Raw genomic sequence first — 18,570 nt, 5'->3', positions numbered from 1 at the left:
ACCTCACGAGACCAAACCCATGGCGCAGCACAGCTACAGGATCGGCATCGATATCGGTGGGACCTTTACCGATATCGTCATTGCCCGCGACGACGGGTTGATCGAGACCCGCAAAGTGCCCTCGACGCCCGATGATTACAGTCGGGGCATCGCCGAAGCGCTGAGCCGGCTAGTCGCGGACTATGAGACGTCGCCCGACCGCATCACCGGCATTGTCCACGCCACCACCGTCGCGACCAACGCAATCCTGGAATACAAGGGCGCGCGCACCGGCCTTCTGACCACCGAGGGCTTCCGCGACGTTCTCGAAATGCGCCGACTGCGCATTCCGGTGCTCTACGACCTACAATACGACAAGCCCAAGCCCCTTGCCGCGCGACATCTGCGGCTTGAGGTGCGTGAACGGCTCGGGCCGGACGGCTCCGTTCGGATACCGCTCGACGAGGAGGATGTCAGGCGAGCGGCCGCGCAATTTCGAACCGAGGGGGTCGAGGCGGTCGCGATCAGCTTCCTGCACGCCTATGCCAATCCCGACCATGAGATCGCGGCCGAGGCGATCCTGCGCGAGGAACTCGGCGACGACGTCTATATCTGCCGGGGTTCGGAGATCCTGCCCGAGATCCGCGAATATGAGCGCACCTCGACCGTCGTCGTGAACGCCTATATCGGCCCGGTGGTGCGCAACTATGCCGCCGCGCTGACCACGCGCCTGGCCTCGATTGGGGTCACTTGCCCGGTCGAGATGATGCATTCCGGCGGCGGCATCATGCGGCTGGGCTCAGCGGTGAAGCGGGCCGCCTCGCTGGTCGAGTCGGGGCCGGCGGCGGGCGTCATCGCCTGCGCCCGGCTGGTCTCGGGAGGCAATGAGCCGAGCATCATCTCCTTCGACATGGGCGGCACCACCGCCAAGGCCGCGCTGATCGAGGATGGCGAGCCGGCCCGCACCACCGAATACGAGGTCGGCGCCGGCATCAATCTCTCCAGCAAGCTGGTCAAGGGTGGCGGCTACCCGATCAGGATGCCGTTCATCGACGTTTCGGAGATCGGGGCTGGCGGCGGCAGCATCGTCTCAATCGACAGGATGAACCAGGTCTCGGTCGGTCCCCAGAGCGCCGGCGCCTATCCCGGCCCGGTCTGCTACGGGCTCGGCGGCAAGCAGGCGACGCTGACCGACGCCTTCCTGACACTGGGCTATATCAACGACGTCGCGCTGGCCGGCGGCAGCTTTCCGCTGCAGGCCGATGCGGGACGCGCCGCGCTGAACGATCAGGTGGCGTGCCCGCTGGGCCTCGACCTCAGCAAGACGGCGCGCGGCGTGCTGACGCTGGCCGTCACCACGATGACGCGAGCCGTGAAAGCAGTCTCGACCTATCGCGGCCGCGATCCCCGGCATTCGACCCTGGTCGCCTTCGGCGGTAACGGGCCTGTCGTGGCGGCGGAGGTCGCCAAGGCGCTGGGCATCCGGCGCGTGGTGATCCCGCGCGCGGCCGGCGTCTTCAGTGCGCTCGGCCTGCTGCGCTCGGATGTCGAGCAGGAGTTCGTGCGGCCCTCGCGCCGCAGAGCGGGCGAGCTCGACGATGCCGGCTTGGCCGAGCTCTATGCCGAGTTGACCGAGGATGCCCGCCGGGTTCTGGCGCTGGAAGGCTACGATCTGGCGCGCGCCGAATTCAGGTTTGCGGCCGATTTGCGCTATGTCGGGCAAGCCTATGAGCTGACCGTGCCGGCGCGGCGCCTCGCCTTCGACGAGTTGGCCGAACTGTTCCATCAGGAGCACGAGCGGACCTATGGTCACCGCTCGCACAAGGACCAGGTTCACCTCGTCAATGCGCGGCTGACGGCAAGGCTGCCGCTCATCGCGCCGCCGCAGCATTTCGCTGCTGCGCCGGCCCAGCGCCGGATCGATCGGCCGGTGTCCTTCGATGAGGCCGGGATTGCCACGGTCGCAGTGATCGGGCGCGCCGATCTCGACGCGCTCCCACGCCGCGGGCCCTTCGTGATCGAGGAATATGACTGCACCTGCGTCGTGGGGCCGGGCCAGACCGCCCGCCTCGACGATGCCGGCAACATCGACATCGCGCTGGAGGCCGCATGATGACTGACGCGATCGATCCGATCACGCTGGAGGTGATCCGCAACGCGCTCGCCTCGACCGCCGACGAGATGGCGCTGATCGTGATGCGCAGCGCCTATTCGCCGGTGGTGCGCGACATCATGGATTACTCAACGGCGCTCTGCGACGCGCAGGGCCGTGTGATCGCCCAGGGGCTGACGCTGCCGATCCAGCTCTGCTCCTTTCCACGCGTCATGCAGTTCGTAAAGCAGCGCTATGGCGCGACGCTGAAACAGGGCGATGTGCTGATCGCCAACGATCCCTATGGTTCCGGCGGCCAGCATCTGCCCGACATCTACATCCTGAAGCCGATTTTCGTGGAGGAACGCCTGGCCGGTTTCGCAGCCACCGTCGCCCACCACACCGATATCGGCGGCATCGTGCCCGGCAGCGTCGCGATCTACGCCACCGAAATCCAGCAGGAAGGCCTGCGTCTGCCGCTGCTCAAGCTCTACGAGGCGGGTGAGCCGGTCGATGCGGTGTTCCGGATCATCGAGGCCAATACGCGCGCGCCGGTCGAGGTTCTCGGCGACATTCGCGCCCAGATCGCCGCCTGCAACGTCGCCGAGGAGGGCCTGCGATCGCTGATCGCGCGCTACGGCGCCAGCATGGTCGACCGCTATGTCGACGCGCTGCACGACCATGCCGAGGCGATGATGCGCGACGTAATCCGCGCTTTGCCCAACGGCGTCTACAGGGCAACCGACTATATCGACGGCGTCGGCGAGCATCCGGTGCCGCTCGCCATCGTCGCCACCGTGACGGTTGCCGACGACACGATCGACATCGACTTCGCCGGCACGGCCGATCAGGTCGCGGCCTCGATCAACTGCCCGATCTCTCTGCCGGAATCGGCTGCCTTCTGCGCGATCCGCTGCCTGTCGCAGCAGGACATCCCCAATTGCGAGGGCTATCTGCGCCCGATCACCGTGCGCGCGCCGGAGGGCTGCCTGGTCAATCCGCGCTATCCAGCCGCTTGCGGCGCGCGCGGCGTCGTCGGCTACCGGGTGTTCGATGCGATCATGCAGGCACTGGCGCAGATCGTACCCGAACGCGCGATCGGCGGCTCGGAGGGCGGGCCTTATCTGCTGGCCGGCGGCGGCGTGCATGAGGGCAAGCCCTTCGTGCTGAACGAGATGGTGGTCGGCACCTGGGGCGCGCGCGCCGGCAAGGATGGCATCGAGGGGATCTCCAACCCCGCCGCCAATCTCTCCAACCAGCCGATCGAGATGGTCGAGACCGACATGCCGGTCGAGGTGCTGCGCTACGCTCTGGTGCCGGATTCCGGTGGCGCCGGCGAATTCCGCGGCGGGCTCGCCTTCGTGCGCGAGTTCCGCTTCCTGGCCGATGCGCGCTTCACCTTGCGCGGCGACCGGCGCGACAACCCGCCCTTCGGCTTTGAGGGCGGCGGCACCGGCGCACCTTCGGCGCATCTGTTCATCCGGACGGATGGCACGCAGCAGCACCTGCCGACCATGCCAATGGAGAGCTTCAACGCCAAACGCGGCGACATCTTCCGCCTGACGGGAGCTGGCGGCGGCGGCTATGGCGATGCGCTTCGACGCGAGCCCTGGCGCGTTGCCGACGATCTGCTGGAGGGCAAGGTCACGATCGCGGGCGCAAGGCGCGACTACGGCGTGGTCTTCGCCGCCGATGGCGCGAGCGTCGACCAGACGGCCACCCTGCAGACACGCGCCGAACTGATGGAACAGCGCTAATGAGCCTCGAACCCTTCGGAGCGGCAGCGCTCAACCAGCCACTCATTGGCGAGCCCGGCAGTCGTTCGCGGCTGGAGACGCCGGCTGCGGTGCTCGATCTCGACATTTTCGACCGCAATATCACGAAGCTCGCCGAGACCTGCAAACGCGCCGGGATCGCCTTCCGGCCGCATGCAAAATCGCACAAATGCGCCGAGATCGCGCGCCGGCAGATGGCTGCAGGGGCATCCGGCATCTGCTGCGCCAAGCCGGGGGAGTTGCTGGCCCTGTTCGAGGGCGGAGCCAGCGACCTGATGCTGAGCGCACCGATCGCCAGCCCGGCCAAGGTCGACGCGCTGGCGCGTGCGGCAGCACGAGGCGCGCGCATCGGCGTCGTGGTCGACCGGCTCGACCTGGTGGCGGCCTATGCCGAGGCTGCGGCACGCCACGGCACGCGCTTCGATGTCTTCGTCGATCTCGACACCGGGCTGAAGCGCAGCGGCGTCGCCAATGCACAGGAGGCGGTCGCGCTCGCACGCGCCGTCACGGACCAGCCCAGCCTGCGCTATGTCGGCGTGCAGGCCTATCAGGGCCGTGTCCAACATATCGACGACTTCGGCGCCCGCCGCGCGGCCAATGACGAAGCCAACCGGATCCTGGCCACGGTGCTGGCGGTGCTGAAACAGGCCGATCTCGCACCCGGCATCGTCTCCGGCGGGGGGACCGGCAGCCATCTGCTCGACGGACAGGCGCAAGTGCTGACCGAGGTGCAGCCTGGCTCCTATGTCTTCATGGACGAGGCCTACAACCCGGTCGACATCTACGGGGGAGGCGGGCCGGAATTCGGGCCGGCGCTGCGTGTTGCGGTCACGGTGGTGGGCCACAGCTCGGCCGGCTTTGCAATCACCGACGGCGGCAGCAAGAGCTTTGCGCTCGACGGCCCGCCGCCGCGCGTGTTCCGGGGCAAAGAAATGACCGGCCGGATCGAATGGTGCGGCGACGAGTTCGGCCGCATCCTGCCAGAGCCCGGCCATGGCACGATTCCGATCGGAACGGTGGTGGAATGCACCGTTCCGCATTGCGATCCGACGATCAACCTCCATGATTTCCTCCATGTTGTGTCTGAGGACAGGCTAGTCGCGCTATGGTCTGTTGAGGGGCGGGGCCGCGCAGATTGATCGGTCGAACTCAGGTGGCGTTTGAGTAGGAAACCGTTCGGCATTACGAAAAGCAGCCGCCAGCCGCCAAGCAGCTTATCGTGACCAAACAGAAGGTGTTTTGCGCAACGGTAGACGGATCGGAGCGGGAGTTGCCGCTCCCCTATCCACAGAGCAATGCCTTGCTCAGATATCGGCTGCTCGCGCATCTCGCCCGGACAGGCCGTGGACGTCGAGATCGAACTTGGCAAGGTTAGCCGACGATCACTCACAGAGTGCTTTGTCATCACCTGCCGCGGGGCCGTCAGCCAGCTTCGCCTGTGCTGAAACCGTCTCGTCAGATTCGTCATCTGCACCGTCCCCACTGCCATCATCCGGGTCGCGCACCTGAAGACCGTCTCGCTGCCCTGCTGCCCGTTACAGCCGTGACGCCCGTCGCTTCGCACGGCGCCCGAAAAGCCTTCATGGCCCGATGCAGCGGTCGGACTCCGCGCGCTCGATCAGGTCGAGGGTGCTTTTTGTCGCCGACCGCGCTGGGGACGGCGACCTTTCCCGACGTCTTCACCCTGGATGGCTTCGAGGAGCAGCGCCCCGACCCAAGCAGCAGGATTGGCCAGCGCCGCCTTTAAGCCTAGAGTTGGTTTCCCGTGAGCAGTTCGTCAGCTGATGGAGACCAAGATTGCCGTGGCAAAGACGTCTCGTTGCAGCCGGTATCACCTTGCTGTCTGCCGGGGTTGGAGGTTGCATCGTTACGGACGAAACGTCCGGGGAGGCATCCAGCGAACAGTCCGTTGACCCTCGGTCACCAGGCGCCCCGCCGCGCGCAGGCATCGACCGGATCATCGAACAGCAGTCAGCGCATTACGAACTCCCCTCGGATTTGGTCCGGCGAATCGTCAAGCGCGAGAGCAACTTTCGCCCAACCGCCCAGAAAGGTGGTCATTTTGGATTGATGCAGATCAAACACGCGACGGCGCGCAGCATGGGTTACACCGGCCCGGCAGCGGGGTTGCTAGATCCCGAGGTCAATCTCACCTACGGCCTCAAATATCTGCGGGGAGCCTGGCTCGTGGCCGATCGCGACCCGAGCCGCGCCGACCGATACTATCGGAGCGGGTACTATTACGACGCCAAGCGGAAAGGGCTTCTCGAAGCGACCGGCCTCGGCAAGGACCATACCCGGCTAGCCAAACCCCGCCCCGCGTCGGACAGAGTTCTTCCAACTCGCTAGTGGATTGATCGGAATGAAGGAGTCGTGCTTGGGATTCCGTTCATCGGGATGATCTGCGATACTGCCGGATGCGGACAGGTAGCAGCATTGCCATCATGGCATCGGATTTACAGCGGCATCTGGAACATGGGTGGCATTCCTACGTTCTTTGCAGTGAGGCACTGATGAAAGGTGCATCCCAATTCGTCGCTGCTCTGAACGCGATTGCCCGTAATCTCCGTCGAGTGGCTGTCGGAGAACGACATGCCACGGTCCACGGGCGTAGGCTTCTCGAAGAACCAGGCCGTCAATCCCGCTTCGCTCCGCATTACTAGACCTACTACAAGTTCGCGGCCAAACTGACGCGGCCGACGTGAATGACAGGAGGTACATATGTCGGGGGACGAGCCGTAGCCAGTAGTTGGTGTAACGTCTCAGGCAGATTGAGCTTCGCGCGGATGAATCCACCTCTACTGCGCGGAGAGGTGTCGACCGACACCTTGCGGCACAAAGGAGGGCTAAAAAACTGATGACTTCTTTCATCTGCTGATAGTCTTTATCGCCTAACCAACGGCGAATTAGCTCCTGTGGAGCGAGGGCGTGGTATTACCCACGCCCTTTCGCTGTGATGGCCCCCTCCGGGCGCCCACCGCACGTCCCGCGAGATGCGCCAAAGGCAGCAAAGGGCACGAGGCCGCTGGGTGGCGGCCAATCCTCGACATTTTGACGGGCCGGGCCTAGACAGCCGCCTGCCGTTCACGCAAGGCCGCCCCTCCATGAAACTGCGCCCCGACACGCTGGCGATGACCGCCATGCTGGCCATGCTGACGGCGCTCGGCCCGCTCTCGACCGATTTCTACCTGCCCTCGCTGCCTGACATCGTCCAGGTGATGCAGACCGACATCGCCGGCGCGCAGGCGACGCTGTCGGTCTTCCTGTTCGGCTTCGCCGGCGGCCAGATCTTCTGGGGACCACTTTCCGACCGGATCGGCCGCAGGCCGGTGCTGCTGGTGGGGCTCGGCATCTTTTTGGTGGCGACGCTGGCCTGCGCCTTCGCGCCCTCGATCGAGGCTCTGACCAGCGCCCGCGCGGTCCAGGCGCTTGGCGCGTCGGGACCGATCGTGCTCAGCCGCGCCATGGTGCGCGATCTCTATGACGGGCCACGTGCCGGCCGCGAACTGGCCCGCATGGGCATGATCATGGGGGTGGTGCCAGCGATTGCGCCGGTGCTCGGCGGGGTGCTGCAGCAGGCCTTCGGCTGGCGCTCGACCTTCGTCGCCTCGCTGGCCTTCGCCGCTGCCCTGGTGGCGATGGTGACGTTCCTCCTGCCCGAGACGATCCGGAGCCGCTCGCGCGAGCCGCTCTCGCTGGTCTCCATCATCAGCGGCTTGGGCACGCTGCTCGCGAGCCGTGCCTTTCGCGTCTATGTCGCGCTGACGGCGCTGGCGTATGGCGGGCTCTTCGCCTTCATCTCCGGCTCGTCCTTCGTACTGATCGACATCCATGGTCTGACGCCGGTCCAGTATGGCCTGTCCTTCAGTCTCGTCGTGCTCGGCTTCATTCTCGGCACGATCCTCGCGCAGCGTCTCGTCGCCCGCCAAGGCATGGACGGTGTCATCGCGCTCGGCGTGCGGTTCCTCGCCGGCGGAGGCCTTGCCATGCTGGTCTGCGTCGCTGGCGGTTTCGGCGGCGTGGCCGGCGTTGTCCTGCCGATGGCGCTCTACACTTGTGGCGTCGGGCTGACCATGCCGCAGGCGCAGGCCTCGGCGATGATGCCCTTCCCGGATCGCGCCGGGGCGGCCTCATCTTTCACCGGGATCTGCCAGATGTTGTTCTCGGCCTGCGTCGGCCTCCTCGTCGGCCATTCGCTAAAGAGCGGCGCGCTGCCGTTGCCCCTGGTGATGTCGGCGATCGGCGTCGCCGCGCTCGTGCTGTTCAGGGCGAGCGCCGCCGTGCGGGCGGCCAGGATCTAGCCGGTCAGCCGTGACGCCCATCGCCTTTGCACGGCGCCCGAAGGCTTCATGGGCACGATGCCGCTGTCGGACTCCGCGCGCACTCTGCTGGGAGGATCGACTACCGGATCACCAGTGCAGGGATAGTTGTACTTGCCAGCACCTCAGACGTCTGGCTCCCCAGCACGACTTTCTGTATGCCTCGCCGGCCATGAGAGGACATCACGATGAGGTCACAGCCCTTGAGCTTCGCCAATCGGACGATTGCCGCGGCTGGAGAGACATCGATCTCGTGTTCCAGATCTACCGTGACGCCGTTTTCGGACGCGCGTTGCTCTATGGAAGTAATGCGATCCTTGATGAACTCATCAATCTGCTGACGGGCTGCAGATGCCAACTCCGGGCGCAGGGGCGCCGAAACGGTCAGAACGGTGACTTTCGCCCCGAGCGGCTTGGCGAGCGCCAAGCCATGTTCAAGACCCTTGCGAGCAAGTTCGGAGTCGTCTGTGGCGATCAGAATGTGTTTGTACATTTGCCCTCTCCCGTAGGTATCTGCTCGATGCCGTAGCTTTGTGAGAGTCCGGCTCGCGGCCAAGTTGGCCGCAAGTATTATGTTCGACGGCAACATCGCATAAATCGGCGCGCCTCTTTATGGGGGGCGTCCAATGTGGGCCACCGATAGCCGGCTTGGGTTCCATCAAGTGAGCAGGCACGGCAAGCCCGGCCCAATTGACGACCTCATCTATAAGCAGATCGAGTCCTATCTGATTTTTATGAACGTCAATTCTGGCTACGTCATCCGGGCCATGATGTCGGCAGGACCAGAAGGAATGTTCATCCCAGAACCTGGCAAGCTTTGCGGGACGCAGGTGGCAACGTTCATTCAGCGGATTTGCTGAGCGTCATCTTCGCAGGACGTTCCTGGTCGCAGCCGTCTTTCAGTCCAAAATCGCCGTCCAATGCGTCCAGCACCTCAAGCGATGAGCGGCTTGAGGTTGTGGGCTGTAACATGGAGGCTCCGCAATGACCGCTTCGGCACTGCGGTGTCGCGCTGGCCTGAGGTGGCCAGTTGCTGCTTGATTTGATCACCTTGGAGACCCTCAATTTGGGCACCCGATTGCGGCGATCCGCACGGAGACAGCTTTCACTGTCGCTGTGCTGCTCCGTGTTTTCAAAAAGCTTTAGTGTGAGCCGGGCATTGACCAACCAATGGGCATCCGCAAATGCGCCTACTGCATCTTCGCCGGCGGTCGTAAGCGCAGGCTCACGGATGCGGCGATCTTGGCCGCTATGTTTGTCTCGAGATCGAAGCCGCTGCCAGCATTTTGGTCCGCTTCATAGATGCCCGACCAGATGATCGCGGTCGTTTGCCCATCCAGCAGGCGGCTTGTGATCCTGAGCTTGCCGTCGCCTGCACGGATCACGCCCTCCAGGATATGCCGCCGGCCAAGCTGGCGATCGATTTGTGCGGCGGACGCGGAAGATTCCAAGGCAGCTGAAGTCTGACTGCGAAAGATCGTCAGCTCTTCGTTCGGAACGAGCTGCGAGATGACATCGTCGGCAAGTCCTGCCGCGAAAACCTCGAATTCGGCTTTCTCAGTGAGGTTGACGAAGGGCTTCACGACGAGTGACAGCCGTGCCGGGCTCACTGGCGCCGCCGGGACCGGTCGGTTCGCCATCGCCAGGAAGGCCACCAACGAGCTGATCGCGAGCGCTGAAGTGGCGCCGACGAGCCAAGGGCGCCTCAACCGCGCGCCCATTTGCGGGCGGGGTGGTTCGTCGGGCGCGGGATCGGATGGTGAAAGCGGCGCAGGGTCGATCTGATCGTTCAATTGCCAGCGGAAGCTGGGCACATAGCCCCCCTTGGCAATCTCGATCACAAGCGGGTCGGTACTGCCTTCGAGCAGGTAATACCGCTCCAATCCGCGCCTGAGCCGCCCCGCCTCGATGCGAACGACGGGGTCGTCCAGGACGTCGAAATTTGCATCCCGACCGAAGACTTCGACTGCGATCGCATAGGCCTTGATGCGGTCTGTCCGGCCACAGAGCGTCTCTTCAACCACAAAGGACAGAAACCGGCGCACCCGCTCGGGCACCTTAAAGTCGTCACTTGCTAAAATGCGACCCAGTTGGGCACGAATATCGTCTTCAGAGATCCCAGGAATAACGCAGGAAACTGAGCCACTGCTGGAACTCGTCGGCATCATCAATCACTCCGGCCGCGTGACCACGCACCATCCGAACAGATGGAGAAATTAGTGCAACAGCGCGGTGACACGCAGAGCGCTAACAAGTCAGCCAAACTCTCGCCCCTGCTGTCCCTAAGGTCAATTGAGGGATCGCTGCGCCATGCCCAAAATCAGTGAAGGGCAAGGAGTGCATCGACCCGCCCTCACATATCGAGGTCGGCATCATGACCCGGATCGAGGAGCGCGGGCGCGCCCGTCTGAAAATGCGTTTTCCTGATTGGCGGGCCCGTTTTGATCTGGCCGCAAGCGAACCCTTTCTCGACGTTTGCGAGGCGTACGAATTGGCGCATGTGGGGCTGGATTACTGGACCAGGTCAGACGCACCGTTACGCGACGAGATGATTGCAGATTACCGAGACCTGATGGCCTCCCTAGAGTTGGAAGCCCAGATCTGGGCAGATCGCGACATCATGGCAGGATAGGCTCAGCGAGAGGGCATTGACCCGAGCCGTCGACTGACTTTCTTGATTAAGCCCTCAGCCTCTCAGATGGGCGCGCCACGCGCTTCGCGTCTGAGGCGGGCCCGAAATCGCATTGGACGCATGCCTGCGTGCGACGCTCCCATGTTGCAAACTGTAACCTACTTCCTTCCGCGCCATTTGCGGCTTTGATTGCTTTACGGAAGGGCGATCGCGTTCTTAGACCCGCCGGCAGAGGCGGAATGCATGGAAGCCATCTATTACATGCCTACTCTCATCTATATCGTCGACGGCGACGCTGCATCTCGGGCCGAAAACGACAACATGCTCCGGGCCAGCGGCTATAAAACCCGGAGTTATGGCAGCGCCGAAGAGATTTTTAGGCAGCTGCCGGATGATAAGAATGCAGGCTGCATCGTCATCGACAGGCAAGCTCGCGACACAGCTCCATCCGACATTCTAGATCGCTTGAGCAAGGCCGGCTTTGGTCTGCCGGTTATCTTCCTGGCCGAGCACAGCGACATTCGGGCGTGCGTCAACGCGATCAAGGCGGGGGCCGAAGACTTCCTCACCAAGCCAGTCGAGCCCCAAGAATTCCTCGAGGCGATCGACCGGGCGATCGCACGACACCGGCTCACCATGGAGCAGGAAGTCTGGGCGCGCGCGGGTATGGCTCGACTGAATCAATTGACTCCACGCGAGCGGCAGGTCTTTGACCGCGTCGTACGGGCCAAGAAGAACAAGCAGGTCGCATTCGAACTCGGGACGACGGAGCGCACTGTGAAGGCGCATCGTCAAAAGATGATGGAGAAGATGCAGGTCCGCTCTGTAGCCGAACTCGTATCCTGCGCGGAACGGCTGGGCCTCGTCCGCCCCCGAGCGTTGCGGGTGTCCAGCTAACCCTTTCTAGCGTGTCTTCCCCTCTTGCTCTCGCGATCTGCCCAGATCTGGGCTTCCAACTCCAGGGAGGCCACCAGGTCTCGATAGTCTGCAATTATCTCGTCGCGTAACGGTGCGTCTGACGATCCACTAAGGGTGGCGACAGCAAGACGCCACCGGCGCTGGGCTGGGGGGCTGTTGCTGTCCGGTGGCGTTCGGCCGCATCTCAGCGGCGGGCCGAGGCTACGCTCGCCATCCGGCATCGTCCACAAAATGTGGACTGCTGGCGCCTAACGATTTGTCGCCTCGCCCGACTTGCATCCCAGTCGGTACCAACGCCCCCGCGAATGTCCTTCCCGCTCGAGGAAAGTCGTCAACGCCTTTCCCATAAGATGACGTATCGCGGTGGCCGCGCGCGATTGGGAGCGGGAGTGCGTAGCCCTTCACATTCGGTGCCGGAGAGGTCGGACCTGACCTCGGCAGCAAGCGAAGGAGCGACGGCGATGGCGCATTTCGTAGGTCTGGACGTGTCGGTGCAGGAGACGGCGGTGTGCGTCGTCGACGAAGCCGGCAAGGTTGTGTTCGAGCAGAAGGTTGCGACCGAGCCGGACGATCTCGTCGGGCTGCTCAAGTCCATCAGCGGCGACTATGGACGGATCGGGATTGAGGCCGGTCCGCTCTCGCAGTGGCTGGTAATTGGCTTGGCGGAAGCAGGCTTGCCGGTGATCTGCGTCGAGACGCGGCACATGAACTCGCTTCTGAACGCGCAACAGGTCAACAAGTCGGACCGTCACGACGCTCGCGGTATCGCGCAGATGATGCGCGTCGGCCTGTTCAAACCTGTCCACGTCAAGACGCTGGCGAGCCAGGAGAAGCGGATGCTGCTGACCAGCCGGAAGCTCCTGCAGCGCAAGATGCTCGATATCGGGTTCGACCTGCGCGGCACGCTGCGCAACTTCGGCCTCAAGGTCGGCGTGGTCGGCACGGCTGGGTTCGAGGCTCGCGTCGCGACCTGGTGGGGGGCATGTCCAGTCTGTCGGCGATCGTGGAGCCGCTGCTCACCGTCCGGCGCGTCCTGCGCCAGGAGTTCACGCGGTTGCACAAAATGCTGCTCGAACTGGCTCGCCAGGATCCCGTGTGCCGGCGGCTGATGACCGCGCCTGGCGCCAGGCGACTGGCGGTGATCGCATGTGGGTCGACGGCTCCGACTTCCGCTGGGGTCGCGACCCGGCAGCCACCGTTCAGGCGGCCTGACCCCGACCGGCACAGGAGCAGCGACGGGTTCTGCCACGGCAGGGAGAGGTCCTCACGGAGACGGTGGTGAGACGAGATCGTAATGTCCGCAGCCTCTGCCGCTCGACGGCGGCAAGAGCGCCCGCGTCGGGGCGGTCGTGGCTCTCACCTATCGGGCGACGGTCGATCAGCCGCAGCGCTTTGTTCACTCGAGGGCGGTCGGCGCGCACGTTGGTCTGACACCTCGACGCCACCAGTCCGGCGAGATCGACTATGATGGCGACATCTCCAAGTCCGGCGACACCATGCTCCGGACGATGCTGTACGAGGCCGCCCAGACGCTGCTTACGCAGAGCCGGCACTGGTCCTGGCTCAAAGCATGGGGCACTCGGGTTGCGCAGCGCCGCGGCATGCGGCGCGCCATCGTAGCCGTCGGCTGCCTCGCGGGGTCAGAATGCCTCTTCATGCGGGGGCTCAATTTCCGACTTCGGGGCGATCGCGGCATACGGAAAGCTGGCCAGCGGTCAGTGGTCCACCCTCCTTCGACACTCGGAACGTCCGCTTCTCTATCGCGGCTTAAGTCAAGAGGCAGCACCGATCGACCGCCGGTTGTACCAGCGGGGACGACGGCAGTGCGGATCGCGTTCAGCTGCGGTCAGTTCTGCTCGGGGGTCAATTCGGTGTGAGGTCGCCGCACGGGGCTCGCGCTTCTCTCCGGTGTCGGCGCGATGGCCGCCCCATGATGGGGTAAGAGGATGAGGCGGACCAATCTTACGGAAGCCCAGCCAGGCCAAGTGTGGTGCGGGGCTGCTTCGTGCCTGTAGTCTGTGCTAGCGTCAATCGAGACGTTGATGAGCGATCTTCCTGAGATTTGGCTGAACACGAATGCGACTGCTCCTGCCTGCGCCTCATCAATTGATCGCGCTTTTGCGTGGCTTACTTTTCCTTTTGGCCTTCGCCATTTTCACGCCGCTGGCCACTGCGCAAACCCCAAGCCCGCCTGCTGGCATCAGCAAGGAACAGTATGACGCCCTGGTCGAGGCGATAAGCCAGGCCGTCGTCGTGAAATTGAAGGCCCTTCCTGCGGGCAAGGTCGCTGCAACCCCGCCTGAAACAATCCCTGATGCGGCAGACGGTAGCGTCGAGTCCGAGGTCAGTGCATTTGTCGGCCGCAGCAGCCGGGCGGTCGAGGCCTTACCCGAGCTTGGACGGCGGCTCATGGGGCTTCCGGCACTCGTCGTGGAAGCGGGCGGCGGTCGGGGACTTCTTGCCTTCGTCTCGATACTGCTGCTCTCGATCCTTGCGGCGCTGGGCGCGGAGCGGCTTGTCGGTAGCCTTTTCGGCAATGTTCAACGTCGCCTGAGCATGAGGGCCGCAGCGACGCCCGGGTTGACAGTGGCAGGGCCGCTCCTGGGCATTCTCGCAATTGATCTGCTGGGATTGGCCGCCGTCTGGTTGGTCAGTTATGGCGCGATCGGCATCTGGTTTTCACGAGCAAGCGGCCAGGACAAGCTCGCCGCCGCCATTCTCGCCGGCATCTTTGCGTGGCGCTTCTATATGCTGGCATTTCGCGCCTTGCTGCGCCCCGCGCTGCCCGGGGCGCGGCTCGCCAGCATGGACGATGCCGGCGCGAGCGTTGTCTATCTTCGAATTTCGCTGGTCATCCTGCTGATCGTCGCGCTGCGGATCGTGATCCGCATGCTGATTGCGACGAGTGCCCCGCCCGAGGTGGTGGCGGCTGGCCAGATCGTTGTTTCAATAACCACCGTGACACTCGCCACCTGGGCCGCCGTGGCGTCGCGCGTTCCGATGGCGCGCTGGTTCGCGAATTTGTCTCATGACCAAGGAGCACGGAGCTTAGGACGCCGCCTCGGTATCCATTGGCTGTATCTGACGCTGCCGCTCTTCGTCATCATGGGCCTCACCCAGATCTTTGGCGCCGTCATGGTGCGTTACACCGTCCCAAATGCAGTGCTTCTGACGCTTAATGCATTAATTGCGCTGGTCTTGTTGCAGACTCTCAGCCGCTACCTCACTCGACCAAGTGTTGCTGTCCCGGCGCCGTCGGTAGAAGACGCTGTCTCACTCCCGCTATCGCAGTCCCGCCGATTCTCGGATGTCGTGGTGCGTTGTGTACGTGTTGCCATCCTGATCGGTATCATCGCGCTTGTGGCGCAGAGCTGGATCGTGGAAGTCTTTGCGCTGGTCGACGCTAAGGGCTGGCTGGCACTGACCCGTTCGTCGTTCGCAACGGCGGTGACCTTGTTCCTCGCCTTTGTCGCATGGGAACTCACCGATTTCTTCACTCGTCGCAATGACCCCGCGGCAGCCGCCATCGCCGCCGCTGGTCACGATGAAGCTATCGGCGGCGGATCACGCCTCGCGACCTTACTCCCACTTCTGCGCATCGTCCTAGCCATCAGCATCAGCGTACTGGCTTTGCTCATCGTGCTGTCGGCGCTGGGTGTGAACATTGGGCCGCTTCTAGCTGCGGCATCGGTCTTCGGGCTCGCGATTTCGTTCGGCAGCCAGGCGCTCGTGCGCGATATCGTCTCGGGTGTCTTCTATCTGAGCGATGATGCGTTCCGCATCGGCGAATATATCGACTGTGGCAAGGCCAAGGGCTCGGTAGAGGGCTTTACGCTCCGTTCGATCCGGCTGCGCCATCAGAACGGACAGGTTCACACCATTCCTTTCGGGCAACTCGGTCAGATCACCAACTTCAGCCGGGACTGGGCCACGGTGAAATTCAATCTCCGCTTCAAGCGCGACACCGATCTCGAAAAGTTGCGAAAGACAGTGAAGAAGATCGGCGACGAAATGCAGCAGGACCCGGAGCTCAAGGACGAGTTCCTCGCGCCGCTGCGCATGCAGGGCGTGGCGGACATTCTCGACAACGCGATGCTGGTGCGCTTCAAGTTCACCGTACGTCCGATCCAGCCGAGCTACGTGCAGCGCATGGCGGTCAAGAAGATGGTCGCCAAGTTTGCCGAGGTCGGGATCGAGTTCGCCGATACCATGGTGGCCGTGCAGACTTTAGGGTCTGGGACCGAATCGGCGGCCGCGGCAGCTAACTCTGTACAGATGCGCAATCGAGCGGGTGCTGCGGCACCGGCCGCAGAACCTGCAACCTGAGTACAATCCGACAAGCAGATGCACCAGTAACCTTGCGTGATCGGGAAAACTTGCAGACGACATAAATATTCACATTTTTATCAATAAGATACGTTTCTATATGCGATAATCCATGTTGAAGGGTAGATCACAGGTAGCATCGAAACTCCCAAGCGTGGCAACCTGCCGGAGTGTGGGTTGGCGAGCCGTGCGGCGCCTGCCAACAGCCTGGGCCGTCGAACCAGCGGTCGGGGAGACCGGTACGTCCGGCCGGGCCATCTGCCTGCAGCATGCCGGCAAAGCCTTGCAGATATTGCTCTGGTCATCGCCTGAATGATCAGGGGGTACGCGGAACGCACTGGCTGTAGCCCGATGCAACCACGTCTGGCAGACCCATCTGTGGATGCTGTCCTTAAGCTTCATGTCGATCGAACCCTGCAGCTCCCGTTTTCCCTCCGAAGGCAATAATCACACGTTCGAATCGTGTCGGGCGCGCCGCGAGTGTGGCGCGGATCTTCTGCGTCGGTGACGCACAGCCGGCAGGCAGAAGCAAACCACCTGAGCATCATCCCGGTTGTATGATAGCGTCGCTGACAGGATGAGGGCTGGGAGCCTGCTTACATGAATCAGCGTGACAAGGTCCGGCTGGCGACGTTGCCTACACCGTTCGAACGGCTGCCACGCCTGTCACAGGCTCTGACCAGCAATGACCGAACCCCGGCGATCTGGATGAAGCGTGATGACTGCACCGGCTTTGCCGGAGGCGGAAACAAAGCGAGGAAACTCGAATATCTGGTTGCCGACGCATTGGAGAGCGGCGCCAATATGCTCGTGACAATGGGCGCGATCCAGTCGAACCACGCTCGCCAGACCGCAGCGGCGGCCGCACGACATGGACTGGGTTGCCTGCTGCTCTTGAGCGACTCGGTGGCGAACCGGGGAGACGCCTATCGAACGAATGGGAACTGGCTGCTAGACAAGCTGTTCGGCGCGGAGATCCGCGTCCTTGCTTCGAGCGAGGACAGTTCCGCAATCGCTGCAGAGACGATGGCCGGACTGACGGCGCAGGGGCGGAGGCCCTACTTCATCCCGGTCGGCGGCTCGAATGCGCTTGGGAGCCTCGCCTATCGCGACGCGCTTCTGGAATTGGCGGCCCAAGCGAAGGATGACGGCTGCTGCATCGACCATATCGTTCTGCCGACCGGGAGCGGCGGCACGCATGCCGGCATTCTGGCCGGCGTCGAGGAGGCGGGGTTGCCCTGCCGCGTGCATGGCATCAGCGTCTCGCGCTCAGCGGAGCAAGCGCGCGCGATCGTTTCCGGTTTGGTTCAGGAGATTTTTGCTCTCGAAGGCCGTCAACGCGAAACCATGGCTGCCTTAGACATCGACGACTCCCAGGTAGGTCCCGGATACGGCCAGCCCACCGCAGCAATGACAGAGGCTGTCGAGTTAATGGCCCGCACAGAGGGGATTCTGCTAGACCCGGTTTATACCGGCAAGGCCATGGCAGGCCTTCTGTCCTTGGTCAGGAATGGCGCCATCGCTTGCGGTGAATCTATCGTCTTCTGGCACACTGGCGGTGCACCTGGTCTCTTCGCGTATCCAGAGGTGTTTCATCGATAAGTTCGAAGCGGCTGCAGGTCGGTCGGCTCCAAGAGAGACACCCCGGCATGCGTTTCGGATGGCGCGGGAGCGAATGCCCGAACAGGCAAAGGTCACATGTTCTGATCGTGTCGGGCGCGCCGAGGGTGTGGCGGCGGTATGCCGCCACACCGAGCTATCCTTGATCCCTGGCGAACGTCAGTTCGTCACTTTTTCTTGCTGGTTGATCCGGAGGCGTTGACCGTCGTCACCGCCAGCGTCGTCAGTTTGGCATTTGCCGCCTTTTCCTCGTCTAGGATCGACGTCAGAAGCTCGTGCGCTTCGGTGTGCCCCAGGACTTTCGCCCATTCGCGCAGTGTTCCATAGCGGGCAATCTCGTAATGCTCGACGGCTTGTGCGGCGCCGATCAAACAGACGTCGCGTGCGTGGCCTTCTGCCTCTTCGATAAGACCGTCCGCCTCTTTCAGTAGACCGGCCATAGCATCACATTTCTCGCCACTGGCCTTCAGGCCCAACGACTTGAACACGGATTCGAGTGTCGTCACATGGCCTTTTGTTTCTTTCATGTGATCGTCGAATGCCTGTTTCAGCTCGGCGCTTCCTACCGCTTTGGCGACTTTTGGCAGCGCCTTGAGAAGGGCGTTCTCAGCCCAGTAAATGTCCTGCAGCGTGTGCTCAAAAGCTTCCTGGAGTGTCTTCATTTCGACGTCCTCTATAAGCAGCAACATCCCTCGGACTTGAGGGGCACATGGCAATGTGCAGACAACGTCTGGCTGTAGGGACCGTTCCCAAGCAGCCTCTTGAAGATGGCCGAACCAGTTGTGAAAGTTCGAACGGGCGAGGACGGAAGGCAACGGTCACATGTTCGCGTCGAGTCGGGCGCGCCGCGGTTGTGGCCCCGGTCGGCATTCGCCTGATAGACAGCCACAACCTGCCGTCTATGCTCGT

13 protein-coding genes and 2 pseudogenes are annotated in these 18,570 nt (G+C 63.2%); 12 read left to right on the top strand and 3 right to left on the bottom strand.

The features are described from left to right. Positions 1–19 precede the first annotated feature (19 nt). From NWE53_RS27660 to NWE53_RS27640, 5 genes are all read left to right on the top strand, one after another. Positions 20–2,092 carry a hydantoinase/oxoprolinase family protein gene (locus tag NWE53_RS27660; protein ID WP_265055423.1) on the top strand — a complete coding sequence of 691 codons (2,073 nt, stop codon included), beginning with the start codon at positions 20–22 and terminating at the stop codon, positions 2,090–2,092. Next, positions 2,092–3,828, top strand: a complete 1,737-nt coding sequence (locus NWE53_RS27655) for a hydantoinase B/oxoprolinase family protein (RefSeq protein ID WP_265055422.1) — start codon at positions 2,092–2,094, stop codon at positions 3,826–3,828. Before NWE53_RS27660 ends, NWE53_RS27655 begins: the two co-directional genes overlap by 1 nt. Further along, positions 3,828–4,985: a DSD1 family PLP-dependent enzyme gene (locus NWE53_RS27650; protein WP_265055421.1), complete on the top strand. Its 1,158-nt coding sequence runs from the start codon at positions 3,828–3,830 to the stop codon at positions 4,983–4,985. Before NWE53_RS27655 ends, NWE53_RS27650 begins: the two co-directional genes overlap by 1 nt. Positions 4,986–5,643: 658 nt before the next feature. Then, positions 5,644–6,195 (top strand): lytic transglycosylase domain-containing protein, encoded by a 552-nt coding sequence (locus NWE53_RS29890; protein WP_320109594.1) that lies wholly within the window; start codon positions 5,644–5,646, stop codon positions 6,193–6,195. 755 nt (positions 6,196–6,950) lie between these two features. Next, the gene (locus NWE53_RS27640; RefSeq protein ID WP_265055420.1) at positions 6,951–8,147 is read left to right on the top strand and encodes a multidrug effflux MFS transporter; all 1,197 of its coding nucleotides are present in this window, start codon (positions 6,951–6,953) and stop codon (positions 8,145–8,147) included. Positions 8,148–8,247: 100 nt separating this feature from the next. Here NWE53_RS27640 and NWE53_RS27635 read toward each other — a convergent pair whose 3' ends face one another. Then, a complete protein-coding gene (locus NWE53_RS27635; RefSeq protein WP_265055419.1) occupies positions 8,248–8,658 on the bottom strand; it encodes a universal stress protein in 411 nt (136 codons plus the stop codon). Between the two features lie 133 nt (positions 8,659–8,791). Between NWE53_RS27635 and NWE53_RS27630 the strand changes: the two genes are divergently transcribed. Further along, a complete protein-coding gene (locus NWE53_RS27630) occupies positions 8,792–9,025 on the top strand; it encodes a hypothetical protein (protein WP_265055418.1) in 234 nt (77 codons plus the stop codon). Between the two features lie 330 nt (positions 9,026–9,355). Here NWE53_RS27630 and NWE53_RS27625 read toward each other — a convergent pair whose 3' ends face one another. Beyond that, positions 9,356–10,333, bottom strand: coding sequence for a hypothetical protein (locus NWE53_RS27625; protein WP_265055417.1), 978 nt, complete (start codon positions 10,331–10,333; stop codon positions 9,356–9,358). Positions 10,334–10,539: 206 nt separating this feature from the next. Here NWE53_RS27625 and NWE53_RS27620 point away from each other — a divergent pair, with 206 nt between their 5' ends. The 6 genes and pseudogenes from NWE53_RS27620 to NWE53_RS27595 all read left to right on the top strand — a co-directional run bounded on the left by NWE53_RS27620 (position 10,540) and on the right by NWE53_RS27595 (position 17,643). After that, entirely contained in the window at positions 10,540–10,797 is a 258-nt protein-coding gene (locus NWE53_RS27620; protein ID WP_265055416.1) for a hypothetical protein, read from the top strand. Positions 10,798–11,040: 243 nt separating this feature from the next. Then, positions 11,041–11,694: a response regulator transcription factor gene (locus NWE53_RS27615; RefSeq protein ID WP_265055415.1), complete on the top strand. Its 654-nt coding sequence runs from the start codon at positions 11,041–11,043 to the stop codon at positions 11,692–11,694. 482 nt (positions 11,695–12,176) lie between these two features. After that, a pseudogene (locus NWE53_RS27610) lies at positions 12,177–12,838 on the top strand (IS110 family transposase); the annotation flags it as partial. A gap of 214 nt (positions 12,839–13,052) precedes the next feature. Then, a pseudogene (locus tag NWE53_RS27605) lies at positions 13,053–13,337 on the top strand (transposase); the annotation flags it as partial. Between the two features lie 454 nt (positions 13,338–13,791). Further along, positions 13,792–16,041, top strand: coding sequence for a mechanosensitive ion channel family protein (locus NWE53_RS27600; RefSeq protein ID WP_265055414.1), 2,250 nt, complete (start codon positions 13,792–13,794; stop codon positions 16,039–16,041). A 600-nt stretch (positions 16,042–16,641) separates the two neighbouring features. Continuing rightward, positions 16,642–17,643, top strand: a complete 1,002-nt coding sequence (locus NWE53_RS27595; RefSeq protein WP_265055413.1) for a D-cysteine desulfhydrase family protein — start codon at positions 16,642–16,644, stop codon at positions 17,641–17,643. Between the two features lie 185 nt (positions 17,644–17,828). On the opposite strand, the gene NWE53_RS27590 is transcribed toward NWE53_RS27595, so the two are convergent. Beyond that, complete coding sequence (locus tag NWE53_RS27590) at positions 17,829–18,323, bottom strand: YciE/YciF ferroxidase family protein (protein ID WP_265055412.1); 495 nt, start codon at positions 18,321–18,323, stop codon at positions 17,829–17,831. Between the last annotated feature and the right edge of the window lie 247 nt (positions 18,324–18,570).

The organism is Bosea sp. NBC_00550 (genome assembly GCF_026020075.1).
In the GTDB taxonomy this organism is placed as follows: domain Bacteria; phylum Pseudomonadota; class Alphaproteobacteria; order Rhizobiales; family Beijerinckiaceae; genus Allobosea.
The sequence above is the reverse complement of the archived record's forward strand: the minus strand, read 5'-3'. Positions and strand labels throughout refer to the sequence as shown.